Source organism: Bacillus sp. SIMBA_031 (assembly GCF_046535225.1).
In the GTDB taxonomy this organism is placed as follows: domain Bacteria; phylum Bacillota; class Bacilli; order Bacillales; family Bacillaceae; genus Bacillus; species Bacillus velezensis.
Genome location: NZ_JAWRXC010000001.1, coordinates 170,362 through 191,006, shown reverse-complemented (window position 1 = coordinate 191,006; position 20,645 = coordinate 170,362). Strand labels below are relative to the sequence as shown.

The window sequence follows — 20,645 nt, the reverse complement described above, 5'->3', positions numbered from 1 at the left end:
TCCTTCTCCTTTCTACATGATCTCCAATGTGACCCGGGTGCCTTTCCCGCCCGGTTCGGACGGATGAACGATTAATTTTTTCGGCAGACGCGCTCTCAGCTCCTGCACATGGCTGATCACCCCGACGGATAAGTTGTCCGATTGCAGCTTTTCGAGCGCTGTGACAACGGTGTCTAAGAGCCCTTGGTCAAGAGTCCCGAATCCTTCATCTAAGAAAAAGAATTGCAGCGGATATTGCCCCCGCAGCTGAATCTGGGCGGACAAGGCAAGCGCAAGCGACAGCGATGTCAGAAACGTCTCCCCGCCGGAAAGGCTTGATACGGGCCGTTTGACGCCTCCGTTAGCGTCATCACGCATGACGAAACCGCCTTCTGAATCGACTAATATGGCATACCGCTGCCTTGTCAGCGCTCCGAGACGGGCAGAGGCGTCTCGAGCCACGCTTTCCAGCTGTTCTTCCGCTAAAAATTCGACGAATGTATTGCCTTTACATACAGACTGGAGCTTATCAAGCCTGTCAATCTGTGTCTGCCAGCTTTTCAGTTCGGCTTCAATCTCTTTAAAGCGCTTATGCTGTTTTTGCATAACCGCGAAGGCTTTTGCCTGTGCTCCTTTTTCCTCCATGGCGGCGCCTGACTCAGCCTCTGCCTGCTTCAGCAGAGAAACGGATGCTGTCCATTCTTCCTCCGATATCCGGCGCTCGGCTAATTTATCAGTAACACGGCTGATATTTGCCGATAGCTGTTTTGAGGTGTCCAGGAACTCATCAATTTCTTTTTTCATTTCCTCTGCACGCCCTTGCGGAAGCAGACTTTTTTTGACTTGGTCCGGGTCGGTAAACCCGGTGTCTTTTGACCTCACGCGCCAGTCGTTTTGCGCTTTCTCAAGGGAGGTCTCAGCATCCCTGAGTGACATGAGACTGCCGGATTCCCGGCCTTTTGCGTCATTCAGTGATTGCTGCGCCTGCTTCAGCGCGTCGAATAAGGACTGTTCTTTCGATTTTAACAGCTGTAATTCCTGCCGCACCGCTTCAAGCTTTGCGGAAATTGATGTTTCTTCAGCTGCTGTTCCGAGCTCTTGTTCATATCCGTCAATCACCTGCTGCAGGCGCTCAGACGCATAGTGAAGCTCGAGCCGTTCCCGTTCAAGCCGATGCTTCATCTCCTGCAGGCGTTCTTTCTCCTCTTCATGTTCCTTGAGGAATGCGATGCTTGTTTCAATGCGCTTCTCACATTCTTCTGCCTGCCTGTCCTTCTCATCTATCGAAGCCTGCCAGGCCTCAATCCGGTTTGGCGGAATATCACCGCAGACTTCGTTGTACTGATTCAATCGGCTTTCTGACAGCGATTCAAGCTCTTCTAATGAATGTCTGAGACGGTCGGCTTCTTTTTCCTCGTAGCGGATTCGTTCGGCAAGCTGCTCAGCTTGTTTCACCGTCTGCTGATGCGCGCTGATCAGTCTTGTGACCTTCTCTTTTACCGACAGCATATCCTGTTTCATTTGTTTCCACTCCAAGCGGACGGCGCTGAACGCTTCATCAAGCGGGCGTCCGCTGATGGAGGAAGCGGCTTCCAGCTCCGGAACCCGGGCGCTTTGCAGAAACGGACATTCTTCGGTAAAACGCCCCGACTGTTCTTCTAATGCAACCTTGGCTGTCAGCACTTCCTGAGAAAGAGCCGCCGCCTCAGAAAGCAGCGCTTCAACCTGCTGCAACTGTTCCTGCACAGCTGTATCAGGCGAGAATGTTTCATGAGCGGAACGCGGGCGGTCATGCTGCGTTGAGCCGCATACAGGACAAGGCTTTCCTTCGATTAGTTTTTCCGATAATTCTTTTGTTAATGCAGCCGTTCTCGCTTCCTCTGAGCGCCTGCGGAGATCGGCTTGCGTTTTGTCAGCCCGTTCGGCTGCGGCTTTCAGTGAACGCTCCGTTTCACAGACCATATGGTAAACGGTTTGAAGCGTTTGATAAGCGTGCGTAATGTCTTCCTCTTCCGTTTTCGCTTTCGCTGTGAGCGACTCGCTTTCTCCGTTCAGCTTCTCCACGTTTTTCAGCTGCGTTGTCAGATTGGCCTGTTCTTTCGTGATTTGTTCCTGTGTCTGCTGAAAGCCCGCCGCCAGCTGTGCTGCGGTCTGGCATTTTTTCCGTTCATCGGCGGTCACTTGAACTGCTTTCAGCTCTTCTTTCAGCTCATTCTGCCTGTTTTGGCCGCGGGTCAGGCGGTCTTTCACTGCGGCCAGCTGTTTCGAGACGGCTTCGTATTCTTCCTCTTTTTTGCTGTGTTCCGCATTTGTTTTTTCCGCTTCTTTTTTCGCTTCAAGCAGTTTTTGTTCAATGGCTGAAAGTCTTTGATACAGCTCTTCTTCCTTGACAAGCTTCGGCTCCTGTTCGGCCTTATGGGCCCGCCATGCTTCATAGGCTTCATTTTGCCGGGTAAATGAAACGGTTTCCGCCTCTGATTTCCGTTTGGCCAGTTCGTGTTCCTGTTCGGCGCGCTGCTTCCGGCGGACGGCTTCTGTGTAGCGGTCTGCGTACGGCTCAAGGGCGAGAGCTGTTTCCGCCTCTTTAAGACGCTCAGTCAAATCCGTGATGTACGGGCGTCTTTCCTCAAGCTTTTTCTCCCGGCGCTCATATTCATCTCTTTCTGTCTGCAAGTTCCAAATTTCCTGGTGATTCTCAAAACGCTCTTTTGCCCGGACCCGTTTCTTCTCAGCTGCTTCAAGCCGTTCGTTCGCTTCGTGGAACTGCTGTTCAGCCTGCTTCAACGCATCTTCTCCTGCGTCTCCGAGGCTGGATTGTTCGGCCAGCATTTCATTTTTTTTCGCTGCCGCTTCCTGCGCCCGCCGCCGCAATTTTTTGACAAGCCTGTCCCCGTACTGTTCGAGATTAAACAGGCGCTGGAGCATATGTCTTCTTTCCGCGCCTTTAAGCGACAGAAACTCGGCAAACTTTCCTTGCGGCAGCACGACGGCTCTTGTAAAGTCGTCAATGGTCAGGCCAAGAAGCTCTTCCACCTTTTTGTTCACTTCATTCGCCTTATCGGCCAGCACTGTTTGTTCATCTTTGATTTCAATCAGGCGGCAGAGGGCGGTTTTTACTTTCGTTTCATCCGTTCTCTTAAAAACGCGCTCGACCTTGTAGGAAACCCGGTGGCCGGATTGAAGCGCGAATGTAAATGAGACGGCGAGCTGATCTTCGGCATGATTCAGGATGCCGTGCGTATTATTTGCGGCGCGCTCCACTTTTCCGTATAAAGCGAGTGTCATGGCATCAAGGATCGACGATTTTCCGCTTCCGGTCGGCCCGAAAATCCCGAACACCCCGGCTCCTGACAGTCCGGCAAAATCAATGGTCTGTTCCTCCCTGAAGCTGTGGAGCCCTTTTATCGTTAACAGAATCGGCTTCATGTCGCATCCTCCTCATCATCTGCTGACGCAAGCTCTAAAAACAGCTTGACCATCTCCTCATCCGGCACGCCGCCGCCCGTTTGTTTTTCATAAAACTTCTTAAATCGATCCTCAATTGATGTGTGTTTCACTTCAATCCGGTCATTTTCGGTCTCTTTTTCTTCAAAAACCGGCCTGATATGGATAAAGCCGGGATGCGCCTTTCTCAGCCGATGAATTTCCTCGAGAGAAAGCTGATCCGTCAAATGGATATCAAGATCGATCCAGGCATTCCGGTCACGCCCTTCATCGAGCCAGCCGTGAACTTCGCTCAGCCCCTGCGCTTTCCATTTGACGAGCGGTTTACCGGAAGACAGGAAAATCTCTTCCCACTTCGCTTCTCCGCCGGGCTTCGCTTCTACCACCGTCACCGATTTGGCATAACCGGCTTCTGAAAAGCTGTATGCGAGCGGAGAGCCTGAATAACGGGCAGCCGTCTTGGCGCGCTTGATCGTTTGCGGACGGTGGAGATGGCCGAGAGCCACGTAAGCCGCATCAGCCGGCAGGCTGTCAGCGGCAACTGTGTAAGCGCCCCCGACTTCAATCGGACGCTCTGAATCGGTCTGATTTCCCCCCGCGACATAAATGTGGCTCGCCGCGATTTTCACGGCATCGTCCCGGCACAGTCCGCACATGTGAGCAAACGCCTCTCTGATTTTGACATCGTAATGATCGCGAAGAAGCTTTTCCTCAAACGTATCAGAAAGCACTTCGTTTAATCTCGCCTCTGACGGATATGCCAGCGCGGCTACGGCTAACAGCTCGTCCGCCGACGGTACCTCAATATGCACGGGTTCTGTCCGCGGATAGCCGATTAAATGAATGCCGCGCTCATTTGTTAACGGAGAAGCCGCCGCCAGCCTGTCGGGATTGTCATGGTTTCCGGCAATGACGACAACCGGGCGCTTTCCGCCGTCAGAAAGCGCGGAAAGACTTTCGTAATACAATTGTTCAGCGAGCGCAGGCGGGTTGACCGTATCAAATACATCCCCCGCCATAACGACCGCATCAATATTTTCTTCCTTGACAATGGTATTCAGCTCTTCCAATACCTCGGCCTGCTCGCTCAGCCGGCTTCTGCCTTCCAGCGTTTTGCCGAGGTGCCAGTCAGCTGTATGTAAAATGCGCATACCGCATTCACCTCACTTTTTGATAGAAAAAAAGATCCGCTCCAAAAAGGAGCTTCGGATCTTGTTACAGTGTAAGAACGTGACCTCCATCGAAGAAATAGAGCGCACGCCCTTTCACTTTCGTTTTTGTAATTTGTTCAACCGCTTTTGTATACAATTCGATTTGTGTTTCATACCTTTTTTGCAGAATCGGAGCCGCGCCTTCAAATCCGTTCCGGAATTTCCCCTCTATCCGATCTGTTTTATAGTCCAGCAAATAGAGACCGTCCGCAGTTTCGTAGAGGCAGTCAATAATCCCTTGCACGAGCAGCGGTTCACCGGCCGTTTGGGCATCCTTGTACACCTCGCCGGCCGGAAGCGCCATACTGAACGGCACTTCCCGGTCAATCCGCAGCGCCCCGAGAAGGTCTTTACCGATTTCAGTTCCGAAAAACTGAACAATTTCTTCTATATCAATAGCTTCCTGCTGTTCTTCTGTCAGCAGCTCTTTTTCGTAAAGCATCCGGACCGTCCGCTCCGCTTCTTCGGCAGTCGGAACGTGCGTCAGCGGTATGTGCTGCATCACCGTATGCATCGCCGTTCCTTTTTCGGCGGCTGTCAGCCCTTTTTTCATCATAAAACCGGGACGCCTGTATAAAAGCGTGTCTCCTGATGGTTTGATGAGAGAGTGGCCGCTGTATTCATCCTCGTATTCTTGCTTTCTCTTCAGCTCAGAAACTGACTGCTTCGTTCTGATAGCCGTCAGCTCTCGGTACGGATATTCCCATTCAAGCAGACGGCGCGCCTGATCATCAAATGAAAACGAATCAGGAATCGGCTCGCCCTGCTGTATCGCTTTGAGACGTTTGCTCTTTTCTTCAGCACGTTCTTTTGGATTCTCTTCCAGCAATTCACTTTGCTGCAGCATCCGGATGTGAAAACGCGACGGGTCGCGCGCGATATCCTCAGATGAGGAAAGTCCCGGCGTCCTGTGCGCCTCCATGTCACGGTGGCGGATGAGCGCAGGCCCGATAAAGTCCAAATAAGATGACGCCTGATAGCGGTCGAATTCAGAAAGAAGCCAATCAGCCCGGTCTGCTTGCGCCTGCCATTTGGCCAGCTGTTTTTCCCGGTTTTTGCAGGAACCGACGAGAAACAGCTTTTCCTTCGCTCTGGTCAGCGCCACATACAATACACGCAATTCTTCGGATAAGAGCTCTCTGCGCATCTTTTTCTTCATCGCCACAAGCGGAAGAGTCGGATAGCTGATTCTGAGTTCCGGATGAATGTACTTCGTGCCGAAACCGAGCTCTTTATCAAGCAGGTATGATTTGTTGAGATCCATCATATTAAAACTTCTGCCGAGTCCGGCGGTGAAAACGACTGGAAATTCAAGTCCTTTGCTGCTGTGGATCGTCATCAGCCGAACGACATCCTCCTGCTCGCTGAGCGCCCGGGCCGTCCCCAGATCATCGCCGCGCTCCTGCATCCGTTCAATGAACCGCAAAAAGCGGAATAACCCGCGAAACGCCGTCGCTTCGTACGAGCGCGCCCGGTCATACAAGACGCGCAGATTGGCCTGGCGCTGCTTTCCGCCAGGCATGCCGCCTGCATAGTCAAAATATCCGGTATCGCGGTATACTTCCCAAATCAGCTCAGACACCGAATGATTCGTCGAAAATGACCGCCACTTTTGCAGACTGTCATAAAAGGTTCTCAGTTTTTGATACAGGTCACCATGCCTGTCACCGTTCGCTATATATGCTTTCAGCGCTTCATAAAACGGCGCTTTTTTCTTTTCGAGGCGTATCAGCGCAAGTTCATTTTCGTCACATCCGACGATGGGCGAGCGCAGCACGGAAGCAAGCGGAATATCCTGATACGGATTATCAATCACCTTCAAGACTGAAAGCGCCGCAGCCACCTCCACGGCTTCAAAGTAACCCGACGTCAAATTGGCGTAAACCGGAATGCCCTGGTTTTTCAGCTCTTCCATTAATTGCGGCGCCCACGGCATGGAGCGCAGCAAAATCACGATATCCCGGTACTGGATATTCCGGTGTGTTTTTGTTTTGCCGTCATATACCTTAAACGGAGATGAGACAAGCTTTCGGATCTCCCCGGCTATCGCTTTCGCTTCCCAATGCACGGTTTCAAAGTCTTCGGCATCCTCGGAGCTGTCTGCGTCATCAGCGCTGTCAATCAGCAGCAGTTCCGTTTTTGCCGCGTCATTCGGCGGATACGATGCGCCGAGCTTCAATGCCGCCTGTTCATCGTAGTCCACTTCGCCGATTTTTCCGCCCATCAGCTGCTTAAACAAGAAATTCGTACTGTCCAAAATATCGGAGCGGCTGCGGAAATTTTGGTTCAGGTCAATTTTCTGCCCCGCGCCTTCCCCGCTTTCTGTAAACCTTTTATATTTCCCGAGAAACAGCAGCGGCTCAGCAAGTCTGAAACGGTAGATCGATTGTTTGACGTCGCCTACCATAAACAGATTTCCCGCCTCTTCATTCCCGCTTTTAACAAGCTGCAGGATAGACTCCTGCACAAGATTCGTATCTTGATATTCATCAACCAGAACTTCATGAAACTGGTCTTGATAATAAACGGCCGCTTCGCTCGGCACCCGCCGGCCTTCTTCATCAACCGCAGTTAAAATCGCCAGGCAGTAATGTTCCAAATCTGAGAAATCAATAATTGATTTTTCTTGTTTCGCCGCTTCAAATCGTTTTCCGTACGATATCACGAGCTGAACGAGCGTTTCGATGACAGGCTTCATATCTGCTAAACTCTTTAAGTGATCTTGCGGACTTCTTGTAAAGTAATCTGTCTTTACCTTTTCGATCAGTTTCTTGGCGCCGTTTCGCAAATCGGTCGCTTCGTCCAAAAGCGCTTTGTCAAATTCATCACCCTTTACCGCCTTCGCCCGCTTAAATGAGACTGCGGGAACCCGTTCATACAGCGCATCGAAGTCATGCCGGCAGCTGATCAGCTCTTCTATCTGCTGAATGTCATCCAGAAAATTATCAGCGCGCGGGGCCGGCCCGCCGGGCGCTTTTGTCAGTTCAAGCGCCTTTTCAAGCTTTTGTTTTGCCCCGAAGAGCGCCATTTCAGCATCTTCTCTCACATATTGGTAAAACGGAAGCTCTTCCATTTTGCTTTCTTCCGTCACGTCATACAGGCGGACAAAGCTTTGCAGCCACGCTTCCGGGTCAGGATGCGACCGGGAATACTCGTACACCCGTTTGACAAGGTCTTGAAGATCCAGATCATGCCTGTCTGTCGTATATCTGTCCGCAAGCTCAAAAAACGCCTGATTCCCTTTTGCGTATTCATCTTCAAACAGCTCATCAAGCACTTCGTCTCCGAGCAATTCGCCTTCCGTCTGGTCAGCCATCCGAAAACCGGGGTCAAGATCAATCATATAATAATATTTTTTAAGCACTTGCAGACAGAAAGAGTGAAGCGTCGAAATGCTCGCCCGATTTAATAGAGAGAGCTGCCGTCTGATATGCAGAGATCCCGGATTTTTGGCGAGCTCTTTTTCTAATGCATCCGCGATCCGATGCTTCATCTCCGCTGCTGAGGCGTTTGTAAAGGTCACCACAAGGAGCCTGTCAACATCAACCGGATCTTCTTCCGCGGTTATCTTTCTGATCATCCGTTCCACGAGCACGGCCGTTTTACCTGATCCGGCTGCGGCAGCGACCAAAATATCGCGGCCGGAAGAAACGATGGCGCTCCATTGGTCATCCGTCCATATGCTGTCTTTCGGTTTAGGAATTTGCATCATCATCCGCCTCCTTCTTCAGCCAATCCAGTATGGTGCCGTCTTTTTCCGCTTTCAGGCTGCGGTATTCATTTTCCTTAAGCGACTCATCAAACTGGCACACCGACTTAAACGCACAGTACGTACAAGGCGTCTTATCTTTCAGCTTATACGGGGTAATGGACACAAGCCCGTCCGTTATCGCTTCGCCCGCCTGTTCAAATGTCCGCCGCACATGGTCTGTCAGCAGATGAAAGTCCTGTTCGCTGACCGCGGCTGAGTCCGATCTTAAAGAACCGTCCTTTTTCAAACCGGCATTGACGATATTTGAACGCCCTTCCTCCAAAGTCGTGTCCATCAGGCTGATCGCCTCCCGGTCACCGAGGAGAAGGCCTTTCATCTTAAATTTCTTAAAAATTTCCTGCTCGATTTCATCAAGCCCCATCGGCAGACTGGCCTGAATCATCGGATCATGGATATGGAAATACAAAACGCCTGCCGGGGTCGCTTTCATGCCGAGCCAATCCGCGGAATGTGTAATCGATAAGTCAAGATATGTGAGCATTTGCAGAGCGAGCCCGTAATACACTTCAGCCAGATCAAGCCCCCTGTCGCTTGATTTATAATCAACGATTCTCAGCAGCAGGCCTTTTGAACTTTCCGCTTTATCCACGCGGTCGATCCGTCCGACGAGTTCCATCGTACAGCCGTTTTTCAGCGTGAAAGTGAGCGGAGGCAGCGGCCCGCTTCCGCCGAAACCGAGTTCAAGACCGACCGGGACGAAACCGCTCGCCTTCGCATGCTCGCTTAATATGCCTGAAACACGCGTGACGATCTTCTGCAGTTTTTCCTTCACATAAAAGTGTCTGTTTGAGCTGAGCAGAATCTCTTTTTGCAGCTTTGGCGCAAGCCGTTCCACCGCTTCATAGGAGAAATTCCGGCACTGATCTTTCGTCAGATCGCGCCATTCCAGCTTCTGCTCACGAAGCCGGTCTGAAATCAGCTTCAGACTGGAGTGAAACAGCTGGCCGATATCCGGCGCTTCCAGCTTGAAAAACTGGCGCTCTTTTAATTGAAGCCCGTGAGATGCAAAATGAGAGAACTGGCAGGCATTAAACGCCTCCATCCGGGAGACGCTTCCTTTAATATGCTCGCCGTAAAGCTGGCGCGAAACAGGCCGTTCAAGACGTTTCGCCTCATTGCGGAAAAACAAGCTTGAAAACAGCTTTTTCGCGCGCCGGTGATCAGACTCTTTCATCAGCACATTGTATGCGCTCCACCATACGTCACTGATCTCGTACTCTCTTGTCCACAGCCTGAGCTGACTTGCCGTATATGTCTGAGCCACCTGTTTATTGACGAGATACTGAAGCTGCTCTTCTTCGCTTACCTGCTCGGGATCAGCCGCTGACAGCTTTTCCTGATGATCGGGAAACAGCTCGCCAAGCCTGTTTACAACGATTGACGGCAGGAGCGTTTTTCCTTCCGCATCGGCAATCGGGTATGACACATAAAGACGGTCAGACGGACTCGACAGCGCCATATAGATGAGAAAATGCTCATCAAGCAGCCGCTCACGCCCCGCGGAAGACAACTCCACTCCGACCGCTTTCAGCCACTCCCGGTCATCATCAGACAGCACGCCGTTCTCATCCGGGCGCGCCGGAAGAACACCGTCATTGGCTCCGATGACGAATGTGCAGGACGTGCCGTACATTCTTGAGAGATCCATATTCCCTACAAATACTTGGTCAAGCGCAGGCGGAATTAAAGAAAAATGAAGCGATTCCGTTCCCGTTTCAAGCATTTGCTGAAACAGCGCCAAAGATATTTCATCTTCACCCATCATGCCGGCAAACTCCTCGAGAAGCTGGATAACGGCATCCCACGCCTGGCCGTGCTGCTGCGCTTCGATCATGTTTCCGGCCTCTTCGGCCCGCTGCCTTTTCCGGTCCAGCTTCAGGGGAACATCGGTATCTTCCAAAAAGAGATAAAGAGCCTCCGCCATGCTTTGAACCGTTTTCGCTTTTTTCATCCGGTTTTGAAGCCGGACAAGGGGCGCGGCTATCCACTCTCTCGTCTCATTCAGCATGTGTTCCATCTCTATTTCCTGATCCGTCTGCGCGAAATCCTCATCGAGCGATACGAAGCGCCTGTATACAAACCGCTCGCCGCTCGTCCAGCGCTCCCCTTTAACGCCGTAGGCGATACAGTAATTTTCAAGCTGATCGACCTGCTCTCTTATTTTCTGCTCCGGCTGATCAAGCGGGAATAACAGTTCGGTTTTCGCACAGCGGAACACCGCTTCATATCTCCAGTTCCCCTTCACGACATCGAGGCTTGAACGGATGAATTCAATAAGCGGGTGATGCTGCATAGAAGCTTTTCCGTCAATAAAATAAGGAAGCCCGTAATCGGCAAACACTTCCTTCAGCAAATCTTTATAATCTTCCGGCTGACGGATGAGAATCGCCATATCTTTGTACCGGTATCCTCCGTCCCGGACAAGCGATTGAATTTCCCGGGCAATACCTTCAAGCTCAGCTCTTCTGTTTTGCGCCTGCATGACGGTAAAAGCTTCCTGTCCGCCGGTATACGCCGCGGCGGGACGCACATCGTACTGCGACTCTATACAGGCAAGCTCCGGCGCATGCTGATGCCGCTTCGTGCCATGCAGTTCCTTGCAGGAAATATCAGCATTCAATTCCTTTGCCGTCTGATAAAGCTTATAGTATGTGCTTCCCGTCATTCTGAACAGATCGAGCTCATCCGGTGCCTGTTCCGCCGAAGGGCTGTCCGCCGTCAGCGAGAATGTGACATGTTCAGCATGCATGATCAGCTGCTCCAGCACCCTTAATTCCTGCGGCGTAAATTGATAGAATCCGTCGACGTAAACACGGGCGCCTTTTACAACGTCCGCCAAAGGAATCTGCTGAGCGAGCAGCGTCAAATAGTCCTCTGAATGCAAATAGTGTCCGGCGAGGCTTCTTTCCATCTGCTGATATAAAATGCCTAAATCATGAAGTTTTTCAGACAGCATCCGCTCTCCGCGATATTCTGACGCCGTTCCGCTTTCCGCCATGCGGCGGACGTCTTCAGGCTCAATACAGTACCGCTTAAACTCTGTCAGCATCCGTTCCACCTGCTCAGTGAACCCGGTTTTGTCACTCGCTTTTTGATACACTTTAAACTCGTGCTTATATTCTTCAATCAGTTTCCTTAAAAGCATCTGCACACCCGTCGTCGTCACAAACGGGCGGTTCATGCCCCCGGTATGCTGAAGCACGCGCCACGCCAAACGCGAAAAACTGAACACTTGAGCGCGTATCATGCCGCCGATATCCGGCGTTTTAGCAAGCTCATATTCCATTAAAAACGTCATTTGATCCGGGACTAGAAAAATGATCGGTTTCCCGAACGGCTCCCGGCGCAGTTCATCTTGAATGCTGTCGATAATCAGCCTCGTTTTCCCACTCCCCGATCTGCCTACTAAAAACTCAACACCCAAATTAAAAGACCCCTCTCTTTTTATCTTTCTACATTTTATCGAAAGTTGACGAAAATGACCAATCTCATCTGCTGGTAAAAACGGGATGATTGTTTTAAAAAATTTCGTTTTTGACCAAAATAAAGAAAAAAGGACTAATGATGATGTCAGAATATCCCGAAGTAATTGTACGGACGGCTCTGTCGTTCAGCATTCTGTTTATCGGCGCCCGGATACTCGGTAAACAAACCATTTCACAGATGACGCTTTTTGATTTCATTGCGGCCATCTCGCTCGGCGCCATCACGGCAAATCTGTCGTTTAATACAAAGCTGCCGATTCATTATCATGTCATTGCCTACATTATTTTCGTGGCAATCATTTACCTTGTCGCATATCTTTCTATGAAAAACAGGGTCCTTAGGGGTTTCTTTGCAGGCAAACCGACCATTATTATTCAAAACGGTAAAATACTTGAGCATAATATGAAAACGATGCGTTATACCATCGACTACTTGAACCAGCAGCTGCGTGTAAATGACGTATTTGACATTTCTCAGGTTCAGACTGCCATCATTGAAACAAACGGCAGCATGTCAGTGGAGGTCAAGCCGGAATTTGCGCCCGTTACAAGACAGGATCTCGGCATCTTTGCCGGACATGAAAAGAACTTTGCCGTTGAGCTGATTATGGACGGCAGGCTGGTGATGAAGAATCTGGAAGAAAACCACGTATCGGAAAAATGGCTGAGAGAAGAATTGGACAAGAGAAACCTCAAACCGGAAGACGTCGTATACGCTGTGCGCGGAAGCAACGGCCGGCTTTTTGTCGACACATACGACGACCATATTACATCGCCGCTGGATCAAGAATAAAAATGACATCCGCACATGTCACGGGCTGCCGCCGTATAATACCCTATAAACATCCGGGGGTGAGTCCAATGCACGAGAATTTTTTTCATTATACAGCCATCTGCAGTGACGATTCTGTGCTTATCAAGGATCTGGTAAAATCCATAAACGGGGAATACAGCGCTGTGATTTGCTACTCAATATTAGCCGAAAAAGCGCCGACCGCAGAAATCAGAAGACGAATCGAACATATCAGAGAAGAAGAAGTGCGCCACCTGCACGCTTTTTCTTCACTGTATACGTCAATTACCGGAAAACAGTTGACGCCGAAACAGACGGAGCATTGTCCGCACACATACAGAGAAGGACTGAGGGCGGCGTTTTATGATGAGCAGAAAACGAATGATTTTTATTTGCAGGCATCCGATAGAGCGGTGCACCCTGAAGCGAAGCGGTTATTTGCCCGCACGGCATTTGACGAGCAGCGTCACGCCGTGTGGTTTTTATACGATATGGCCCACTCTCCTTCCCACCATACAGGGGGAACGGTATCAAACGCGCCGAACACAAGCTACACCGAGGTAAATACCGGAAAATAACGGTTCAGGCAGATCACGCTCCCCCGCCGGGAGTCTTCAGACCGCAGACAAACCCCGTTCTTTCAACATGAGAGAATGGGGTTTACTTTTCGAGCTGCGTGATACTCTCTAAAAAGCGGATAACTTCTTCATTGTATAATCAGCAAAAACCCTTTATAATAAAATAAACCAACCGGTCGGTTTTTAAGGAGCCGAACCTCATTTGGCGGAAAGGATCTGTGTGAAGTGACAAATACAAAAGGCGGCGCCGGAAAGAGCGAAAAGACGAAGAACAGGCTCGTATCCGCTTCGCGTGACTTATTTGCAAAAAAAGGATATTCAGAAACATCGATTCGGGATATTTTAGAGGCGGCCGAGATCAGTAAAGGCAATCTATATCACCATTTTAAAGGAAAAGAGTTTCTGTTTCTTCATATCATGGAAGAGGATCACCGCGTTATGATCGAGACGTGGAGGGAAATGGAAGCTGATCTGAAAGATGCTGCCGAAAAACTGGCGGGCTTTGCGGAGCTGCTCAGCCGGATGAGCATCAATTACCCGCTTATGAGAGCAAGTGAAGAGTTTTATGCGAGTGCGTTTACGTCAGAGGGGGTCGTAAAGCGGCTCAACAAAATTGATATTGAATATGACGATGTGATGAGAGAGATCTTAGAAGAGGGAAATCAAGACGGCAGCTGGTCCATTCATCATGTCGAATCAAAAGTAAAAATCCTGCTATCCGTTTTTTACGGATTGGATGTCTTATATAAAAACGATACCATTCAGCAAAGAATCGAATTGCAAAAAGAAGCCATCTCCGTGTTTATTCACGGGTCGATCAGCGCTGATAAACAGAATGACAGCTGACAAAGGAGAAACAACATGCAAAAACCGATCAGAGAACAAAAAGCTGTACTCATCATCTTATTAAGCAACATATTTATTGCGTTTTTAGGCATCGGATTGATCATTCCCGTTATGCCGCTGTTTATGAATGTGATGCACTTGACGGGCAGCACAATGGGATACCTTGTCGCTGCCTTCGCCGTCGCGCAATTAATTGCATCCCCCATTGCGGGGAGATGGGTTGACCGCTTCGGCAGAAAAATCATGATTCTCGCCGGACTGTTTTTATTCGCATTATCCGAACTGACCTTCGGATTGGGCACACATGTCTCCATTTTATATTTCGCAAGGGTGCTGGGGGGCATCAGTGCCGCTTTTATCATGCCCGCTGTTACAGCGTATGTCGCAGATATTACGACGGTGCAGGAAAGATCGAAGGCGATGGGCTATGTATCTGCCGCCATCAGCACAGGGTTTATCATCGGGCCCGGCATAGGAGGATTTATTGCCGATCACGGCGTTCGTATGCCGTTTTTCTTTGCGGCGGGAATTGCATTTATCGCAGTGATTTCCTCTGTCTTTATGCTGAAAGAGCCGTTAACTAAAGAAGAACGCGCAAAGCAGCTGGAAAGCGTCAAAGAATCAACCTTCTTAAAAGATTTGAAAAAGTCGATTCATCCAAACTACTTGATCGCCTTTATCATCGTTTTTGTTTTGGCATTCGGACTGTCGGCGTACGAAACGGTATTCAGCTTATTTACAAACCATAAATTCGGCTTCACGCCAAAGGATATCGCCATTATTATTACGTTCAGCTCCATTGTGGCGGTCCTCATTCAAGTGCTCGCGTTCGGCAGACTTGTCAACTTCCTCGGGGAGAAAAAAGTCATCCAGCTTTGTCTGGTCATCGGCGCTGTGCTGGCTTTCGTTTCTACGGTGATGTCAGGATTTTTGCCGGTGCTCGCTGTCACTTGCATCATTTTCCTTGCGTTTGATTTATTGCGCCCGGCACTGACTACTTATTTATCGAAAATCGCAGGAAATCAGCAGGGGTTTGTTGCCGGTATGAACTCAACATACACGAGTTTGGGCACCATTTTCGGCCCGGCTCTGGGCGGTATTTTATTTGATATGAATATTCACTTCCCGTTTCTGTTCGCAGGTGTGGTTTTATTTCTCGGTCTGGGATTGACCTTTGTGTGGAAAGGAAAAGCGGGCGAGGTTTCGGAGTAGGGTGCACTCACCCATCTCCGGAGCTTTTTTTGCGTTTGCGATAAGAAAAATGAATGGATTATGAGAAATAATTCATTATTTATTTATCTCAAAATCTATACTATAGTAATAGTAAGGTTAACGAGCTTAACAATTTAATATGAATGTTTCAGGAAGAAGGGTTTTCATTGAAGAAAGACAAACATCTCCTTACGGATATCTGGTTTATTCTCATCAGTGCGGCAGGGGGGTTTCTTCTTTCGCTTACAGGGATGTCGATCGCCTGGATGCTCGGAACGCTGGCCGGCGGCTGCATCCTCTCCATGACGAGGCCCCGCTGGCTGTTCATGGCGCCTGACAGAAGAGGGATTCACCGCAGATGGCTTGCGGCGGGACAAATGATCCTCGGTATCGAACTCGGCCAGAAACTGAACCTGTCCGTTCTGTCGGTTTTAAGGGAGCATTGGCTTCCGGTAGGCTTCATGCTGATTTTCTCTATCGTGATGGCGCTTGTTTCCGGATATGTGCTCTTTCGGTTCAGCCGGACGGACATGATGACAAGCTTTGTAGGCACGGCGCCGGGCGGTTTATCCGCTATGCCCGGTATCGCCCAGGAAGTCGGCACAAACACCGCTATTGTAAGCCTTATTCAGCTGACGCGCGTCCTTTTGGTCGTCATGACAATACCGTTTCTCGTCATTTTCTTATTTACCAAACAAAACGGTGCGGCTCAGACATCAGCCGGAGCCGTTTCAGCAGGAGCTTCACATCCGGGCCTTACTCCCGTCTTGTTAACAGCCGGATTTATTTTGGCTGCCTGGCTTGCAAGCAAAGGCGCAAAACGGCTGAAATTCCCCGCCCCTTGGCTGCTCGGCAGCATGATCGGCGTTGCTGCTGCGGAAATCGGCGTGTCCGCCTTGGCGGGCAAAGACATGCTGGCCTGGTGGCCGCCGGAAGCAAACCAGCTGTCACAAATTTTTCTCGGCGCCACAATCGGATCAAAAATGTACAAAAGCATGTTCACCGGCGTGACGAGAGTGCTGACCGTCGGATTTATTTCTTCCGTCGGATTAATCGCCGCCATGATTCTGAGCGCGGTTGCGGTTTCTAAATTAACGGGCATCTCCATGATTACATCTGTTCTCGCCTTTTCTCCCGGCGGGATCGCCGAGATGGCGGCGACTTCGATCACCCTGCACGAAGACTCGACTTTCGTCGTCGCGGTTCAGGTCATCCGGATCGTTCTCGTCATCGCCATGCTTCCTCCCTTCTATCGGCTGCTGCACCACCTTTCTCAGCTGAAACGGGCACACGGCGAAAGAGGCCGGGCAGAAAGAGGAACATGATCCGAATAAAAAAACACGCATCCATATGCGTGTTTTTTATTTGAACAGCTCTCCGCCGCCATTTACAGACCGCCAGTTTGCTGAAAGATCACGGAACAGCCGTTCAGCAAATAACAGTTCTTCATCTGTATAGCGGTCTAAAAACGCCAAGAGCCGCTTTTTTATCAATTCATGATATTCATGATGAAGGGAATGCAGCTCTTTCCCGGCAGGAGTCAGCCGGAAATAGACTTCTTTTTTATTGTCGCTCAGCCGAGTCCTGCGCAGAAAGCCGGCTTCCAAAAACTTCGCGCAGCTTCTCGACACGGTCGGCTTTGTCGTCTTCATTTTTTCCGCTATTGACGTGACATTGATCGGTTCATGATCTCCGATACACGACAAAATGTGAATTTCCGTCAAGGTCAACTGTAATTTTTTCCCATTTCCTTCACGGAGTTCGTCCATCCGTCCGGCCAACGACGCCCTGATGTCCTCCTGACACCTCTCCTGCTCGTGAAAAATATCTGTCAGCCCTTCAAGAATCATGTGTTTTGCATGGTCTGGCTGTCTTCTGTTCAACTGCTGAGTCACCCTTCCGTATTGATTGTTTCTTTTACTATAACGTTTTGTTACACAAGAAACAATCACACAGGCGCACAAAAGGGTATCAGATGAATCCCCATCTCTCCAAACCGGCCAGAACGGCTTCTTCTGCTTCGCGTCCCGAGCCGCCGGCTGCCCATGCCGCGTGGCCGTCCGGCCGGATCAAAACGGAGTGGACGTCATTCCAATCGGCACGTGTTTCAGCAAGCTCCGCTCTGACAGCTGCCACACTGTCCGTATCAATACCGGCGGGAATGCTTCCTCTTAATGACAGAAGCACAAATCCGCCCTTATGAAGAAAATCATACAGCCGGGCCGGCCGCCCGTCATGAAGGGTCAATTCGATATCCGGCAGACGTTTCCCGTTCAGGGTATGCGGCGGAAGCTCCGCATCCGGTTCATAATGCAGATCAAGCGCGGATACTTTCCCCGCCAATAAACGGTTGGACTCCTGAAAATCCAGCAAAGCGGCCATCGTTTCTCTTAATGCCATCCCCGACTCGGTAAAATCCATGAGCTTTATCTGCGTTTTGATATTGTGCAACACTTCTGTTCCTGTGCTGTGCCTTTCCTGATGATAGCTGTCCAGAAGGTGAGGCGCCGCTTTTCCCTTCATTTGCGCCGCCAGCTTCCAGCCGAGGTTGAAGGCATCCTGAAGCCCCGTGTTCAGCCCTTGGCCGCCTGCGGGAAAATGAATGTGCGCCGCATCCCCGGCCACAAAAATCCGGCCGGAGCGGTATCGTTCGGCCTGACGCTCGGCATTGCCGAACCGCGACATCCATACCGGATCACTCAATCCGAAATCAGTGCCGCATATCCGCTGCAGGTCTTCTTTCAGCTCATTTTCAGTGACCGGCTCATCCTTCCGCTTTTGCGGAGCGTGCGGAGAAACGATGAGGACGCGGAAAAGTCCGTCCGTAAGAGGGATAATCACAACCGATCCCTCCAGGCGGCACGTTGAAAAAAAGGAAGATTCGGGCGGGTGTTTCAAAGCGGCATCACAGAGGGCTCCTGTTAAGTCGGCATCAGTGCCCGAAAAAGCGATGCCCGCCTGTTTCCGGACAATGCTCCCCGCTCCGTCTGTACCCGCGGCATATAAGCTGTGAAGAGTGCGGATCCCGCTTTCGTCCCGGAACACCGTCTCCACTCCGTCATCCGTCTGGGTGACAGCCACCGCTTCCGCCCCGCGGATGATGTCTGCGCCGATACTTGATGCATACTCCTCCAAAATCCGCTCCGTTTCTGCCTGAGGCAGCATTAACGAATAATTCTGCTTCGTATCCAGCCGAGAAAAATCCAGCCGTGTATCCAGCATGGAAAAATGGCCGGAAGACACCTTCGTCCCTTTTTCCAAAAAGCGTTCCAATATGCCTCTCATGGCAAAAAGCTCAAGTGTGCGCGGATGCATGATAAGCGCTTTGGAATATGGCACCGTCTTCTTCAATCGTTCAATGACAGTCGTTTTCACTCCGGCCAGCGCCAGTTCTGATGCAAGCATAAGCCCGACCGGACCTCCCCCGATAATGGCAGCCTGTATTTTCATCTCATCAGCCCTCTTTCATATTTTTTGTTACACACGTAACAAAACCACCAAAAAATAAACGCCTCCTTTTTTTGTTTCGCGCGTAACAATTTTCATTATAGTCTTTCCTCTGCTTTTTTACAATCATTTCCGAAAAAAAGACGCCGTTCACTTGGCGTCTGATTCACTGATGACTCCGACAATGTCTTTATCCTTAATCGGACCGAAATGACGGCTGTCGAGGCTGTATATGCGGTTGTCGCCAATAACAAAGTATTGTCCCTTCGGTATGCTTTTGCGCCCGGTCGTTTCCTTCAGCGTATAATCACCGGTCACATGGCTCCCGGCGGACAATGATGACTTTAACGGTTTTAAAAACGGTTCCGCCACCCGTTTTCCATTCACATACAGCTGATCCTCCCTGTATGCGATTGACTCGCCGGGGAGCCCGATAACTCGTTTGATCAGCACTTTGCGGTGCGGGCCTTTAAACAGGACAATATCGAAACGGCGGATCGTTTTGTAACGATGGGAAAACTTGTTGACCAGCAGCTCATTTCCTTGTTTAAAGGTCGGATTCATGCTGATTCCTTCGACTTTATAATCAATAAAAATGGCATTCTTTAATTGTATGGCCAAAACAACGATAAGCACGCCGGCTATAAACCAAAATCGTTTTTTCAAGATTCCTGTCTCCCTCCGTCTTTCTCATGCTGACTGATTCTCGTCTGTAAACGCCGTTCGATATGCTTTCCGGCATACCACAGCACCCCGATCACCATTATGGCGCCCGCCATCCTGAAAGGCTGTGTCATGAGTGCGTGAAGATCATACCCGATAAAGCTGATCATAAAGATCATGACCATTTTCCCCAGGGCGGCTGCTGATATAAACTGCAGCGCCCCCACCCGTGACAGACCGGCAACGATATGAACCGCAGCGGACGGCGTAAAGGGGAAGCAAAGCAAAATAAACAGCGGACCGAAACCGTGCCGCTCAACCCAGAGCATCATCCGCCTTATGGTCTGATGCCTGCGGATGAAACCGAAAGCTCTTTTCTGTCCGAAACGGCGGACGGCATAAAACATCAGCATCGATCCTGCCGCAGACCCGAGCCATGACAGAAAAAAACCTTCCCACAAACCAAATGCATTCGTATTCGCCACCACAAATACAACAAGCGGCAAAAACGGAAGAAACGCTTCAATAAAAGGCAGTGCAGCCGCAGCCGCCGGGCCGAAAGCTCTATAGCTTTGGAACCATTCCGTCAGCTGTTCCTCAGTCAAATATGATAAAAATTGCTCCAACGTTTATACTCCTTAACGAGTTTGTCTATCCTTATTCTACACATTATCTCCAAAAAACGAAAATATTTACGAGATTTTCCGACTTGAAATATCGTGTAAGCGAGTATAAAATAGGAACAAACGTTCTCTTTTTTTAAGAAAGAAGGAGTATTTATGCCTGACATCCAGAGCGGCACCCGCGATCTCATCGAAAAAGGGCTGTTTCTGCCCATGGCGGCTGCCATCCTGAACCGGGACCTCGAAGCGCTTGATTCGTGCCCGTTTAAATTAAAACAACCCTATAAACAGCTTATCGGCTGCTCTTTAAAATTAGCACAAAAGGATTTGAGTGATGTTCGAAAAGAGTTAAGAAAGCGTAAAATTAAAATATACGAAGCGGAAAGAGACGAAGCATTTACGCTTTATATATGCACCATTAACGGCTATGAAGAAAAACACCGTTATTTCAACCCGAGAATACGGGAACAGGTAACCGCCTTATTGGAATATTACCTGTCTCTTGCGACCATTTAAAAAGCAGCCGGGACTGCTTTTCCTTTTCAGCTGGTAAATTTCAGACTATTCACACTATACATTCGACATGATTTTC

At 49.9% G+C, this 20,645-nt stretch carries 14 protein-coding genes; 6 read left to right on the top strand and 8 right to left on the bottom strand.

What is annotated here, in order from left to right; translation table 11 throughout:
* Nucleotides 1-12: 12 nt before the first annotated feature.
* The 4 genes from sbcC to addB all read right to left on the bottom strand — a co-directional run bounded on the left by sbcC (nt 13) and on the right by addB (nt 11,830).
* Nucleotides 13-3,405 (bottom strand): exonuclease subunit SbcC, encoded by a 3,393-nt coding sequence (gene sbcC / locus SB724_RS00980; protein ID WP_410569779.1) that lies wholly within the window; start codon nt 3,403-3,405, stop codon nt 13-15.
* The gene (gene sbcD / locus SB724_RS00975) at nt 3,402-4,574 is read right to left on the bottom strand and encodes an exonuclease subunit SbcD (RefSeq protein ID WP_137987991.1); all 1,173 of its coding nucleotides are present in this window, start codon (nt 4,572-4,574) and stop codon (nt 3,402-3,404) included. Before sbcD ends, sbcC begins: the two co-directional genes overlap by 4 nt.
* Nucleotides 4,575-4,638: 64 nt before the next feature.
* The gene (gene addA, locus SB724_RS00970) at nt 4,639-8,343 is read right to left on the bottom strand and encodes a helicase-exonuclease AddAB subunit AddA (RefSeq protein ID WP_410570525.1); all 3,705 of its coding nucleotides are present in this window, start codon (nt 8,341-8,343) and stop codon (nt 4,639-4,641) included.
* The gene (addB, locus tag SB724_RS00965) at nt 8,330-11,830 is read right to left on the bottom strand and encodes a helicase-exonuclease AddAB subunit AddB (protein ID WP_410569776.1); all 3,501 of its coding nucleotides are present in this window, start codon (nt 11,828-11,830) and stop codon (nt 8,330-8,332) included. The genes addA and addB overlap by 14 nt, the downstream gene beginning before the upstream one ends.
* Before the next feature lie 140 nt (nt 11,831-11,970).
* Here addB and SB724_RS00960 point away from each other — a divergent pair, with 140 nt between their 5' ends.
* The 5 genes from SB724_RS00960 to SB724_RS00940 all read left to right on the top strand — a co-directional run bounded on the left by SB724_RS00960 (nt 11,971) and on the right by SB724_RS00940 (nt 16,645).
* Nucleotides 11,971-12,684 (top strand): DUF421 domain-containing protein, encoded by a 714-nt coding sequence (locus SB724_RS00960; protein ID WP_079891472.1) that lies wholly within the window; start codon nt 11,971-11,973, stop codon nt 12,682-12,684.
* Between the two features lie 68 nt (nt 12,685-12,752).
* Nucleotides 12,753-13,262, top strand: a complete 510-nt coding sequence (locus SB724_RS00955; RefSeq protein ID WP_007409173.1) for a ferritin-like domain-containing protein — start codon at nt 12,753-12,755, stop codon at nt 13,260-13,262.
* A 225-nt stretch (nt 13,263-13,487) separates the two neighbouring features.
* Nucleotides 13,488-14,108, top strand: coding sequence for a TetR/AcrR family transcriptional regulator (locus SB724_RS00950; RefSeq protein ID WP_265972262.1), 621 nt, complete (start codon nt 13,488-13,490; stop codon nt 14,106-14,108).
* Nucleotides 14,109-14,123: 15 nt separating this feature from the next.
* Nucleotides 14,124-15,320 carry an MFS transporter gene (locus SB724_RS00945; protein WP_252052727.1) on the top strand — a complete coding sequence of 399 codons (1,197 nt, stop codon included), beginning with the start codon at nt 14,124-14,126 and terminating at the stop codon, nt 15,318-15,320.
* Nucleotides 15,321-15,487: 167 nt separating this feature from the next.
* Nucleotides 15,488-16,645, top strand: coding sequence for an AbrB family transcriptional regulator (locus SB724_RS00940; RefSeq protein ID WP_410569773.1), 1,158 nt, complete (start codon nt 15,488-15,490; stop codon nt 16,643-16,645).
* A 36-nt stretch (nt 16,646-16,681) separates the two neighbouring features.
* Here SB724_RS00940 and SB724_RS00935 read toward each other — a convergent pair whose 3' ends face one another.
* The 4 genes from SB724_RS00935 to SB724_RS00920 form a co-directional block, all read right to left on the bottom strand.
* The gene (locus tag SB724_RS00935) at nt 16,682-17,203 is read right to left on the bottom strand and encodes a MarR family transcriptional regulator (RefSeq protein WP_410569771.1); all 522 of its coding nucleotides are present in this window, start codon (nt 17,201-17,203) and stop codon (nt 16,682-16,684) included.
* An 88-nt stretch (nt 17,204-17,291) separates the two neighbouring features.
* A complete protein-coding gene (locus SB724_RS00930) occupies nt 17,292-18,770 on the bottom strand; it encodes a monooxygenase (RefSeq protein WP_410569769.1) in 1,479 nt (492 codons plus the stop codon).
* Between the two features lie 147 nt (nt 18,771-18,917).
* Nucleotides 18,918-19,433, bottom strand: coding sequence for a signal peptidase I (gene lepB / locus SB724_RS00925; protein WP_007610493.1), 516 nt, complete (start codon nt 19,431-19,433; stop codon nt 18,918-18,920).
* Nucleotides 19,430-20,056 (bottom strand): TVP38/TMEM64 family protein, encoded by a 627-nt coding sequence (locus SB724_RS00920; RefSeq protein ID WP_410569767.1) that lies wholly within the window; start codon nt 20,054-20,056, stop codon nt 19,430-19,432. The genes lepB and SB724_RS00920 overlap by 4 nt, the downstream gene beginning before the upstream one ends.
* A gap of 153 nt (nt 20,057-20,209) precedes the next feature.
* Here SB724_RS00920 and SB724_RS00915 point away from each other — a divergent pair, with 153 nt between their 5' ends.
* The gene (locus tag SB724_RS00915) at nt 20,210-20,569 is read left to right on the top strand and encodes a YhjD family protein (protein WP_044802775.1); all 360 of its coding nucleotides are present in this window, start codon (nt 20,210-20,212) and stop codon (nt 20,567-20,569) included.
* The last annotated feature ends 76 nt before the right edge of the window (nt 20,570-20,645 follow it).

Excerpts from the sequence above, each read along its gene's own strand:
- addA (WP_410570525.1), bottom strand. The coding sequence starts at position 8,343 with ATGCAAATTCCTAAACCGAAAGACAGCATATGGACGGATGACCAATGG.
- SB724_RS00945 (WP_252052727.1), top strand. The coding sequence starts at position 14,124 with ATGCAAAAACCGATCAGAGAACAAAAAGCTGTACTCATCATCTTATTA.
- SB724_RS00915 (WP_044802775.1), top strand. The coding sequence starts at position 20,210 with ATGCCTGACATCCAGAGCGGCACCCGCGATCTCATCGAAAAAGGGCTG.
- SB724_RS00930 (WP_410569769.1), bottom strand. The coding sequence starts at position 18,770 with ATGAAAATACAGGCTGCCATTATCGGGGGAGGTCCGGTCGGGCTTATG.
- SB724_RS00955 (WP_007409173.1), top strand. The coding sequence starts at position 12,753 with ATGCACGAGAATTTTTTTCATTATACAGCCATCTGCAGTGACGATTCT.
- sbcD (WP_137987991.1), bottom strand. The coding sequence starts at position 4,574 with ATGCGCATTTTACATACAGCTGACTGGCACCTCGGCAAAACGCTGGAA.
- SB724_RS00960 (WP_079891472.1), top strand. The coding sequence starts at position 11,971 with ATGATGTCAGAATATCCCGAAGTAATTGTACGGACGGCTCTGTCGTTC.
- sbcC (WP_410569779.1), bottom strand. The coding sequence starts at position 3,405 with ATGAAGCCGATTCTGTTAACGATAAAAGGGCTCCACAGCTTCAGGGAG.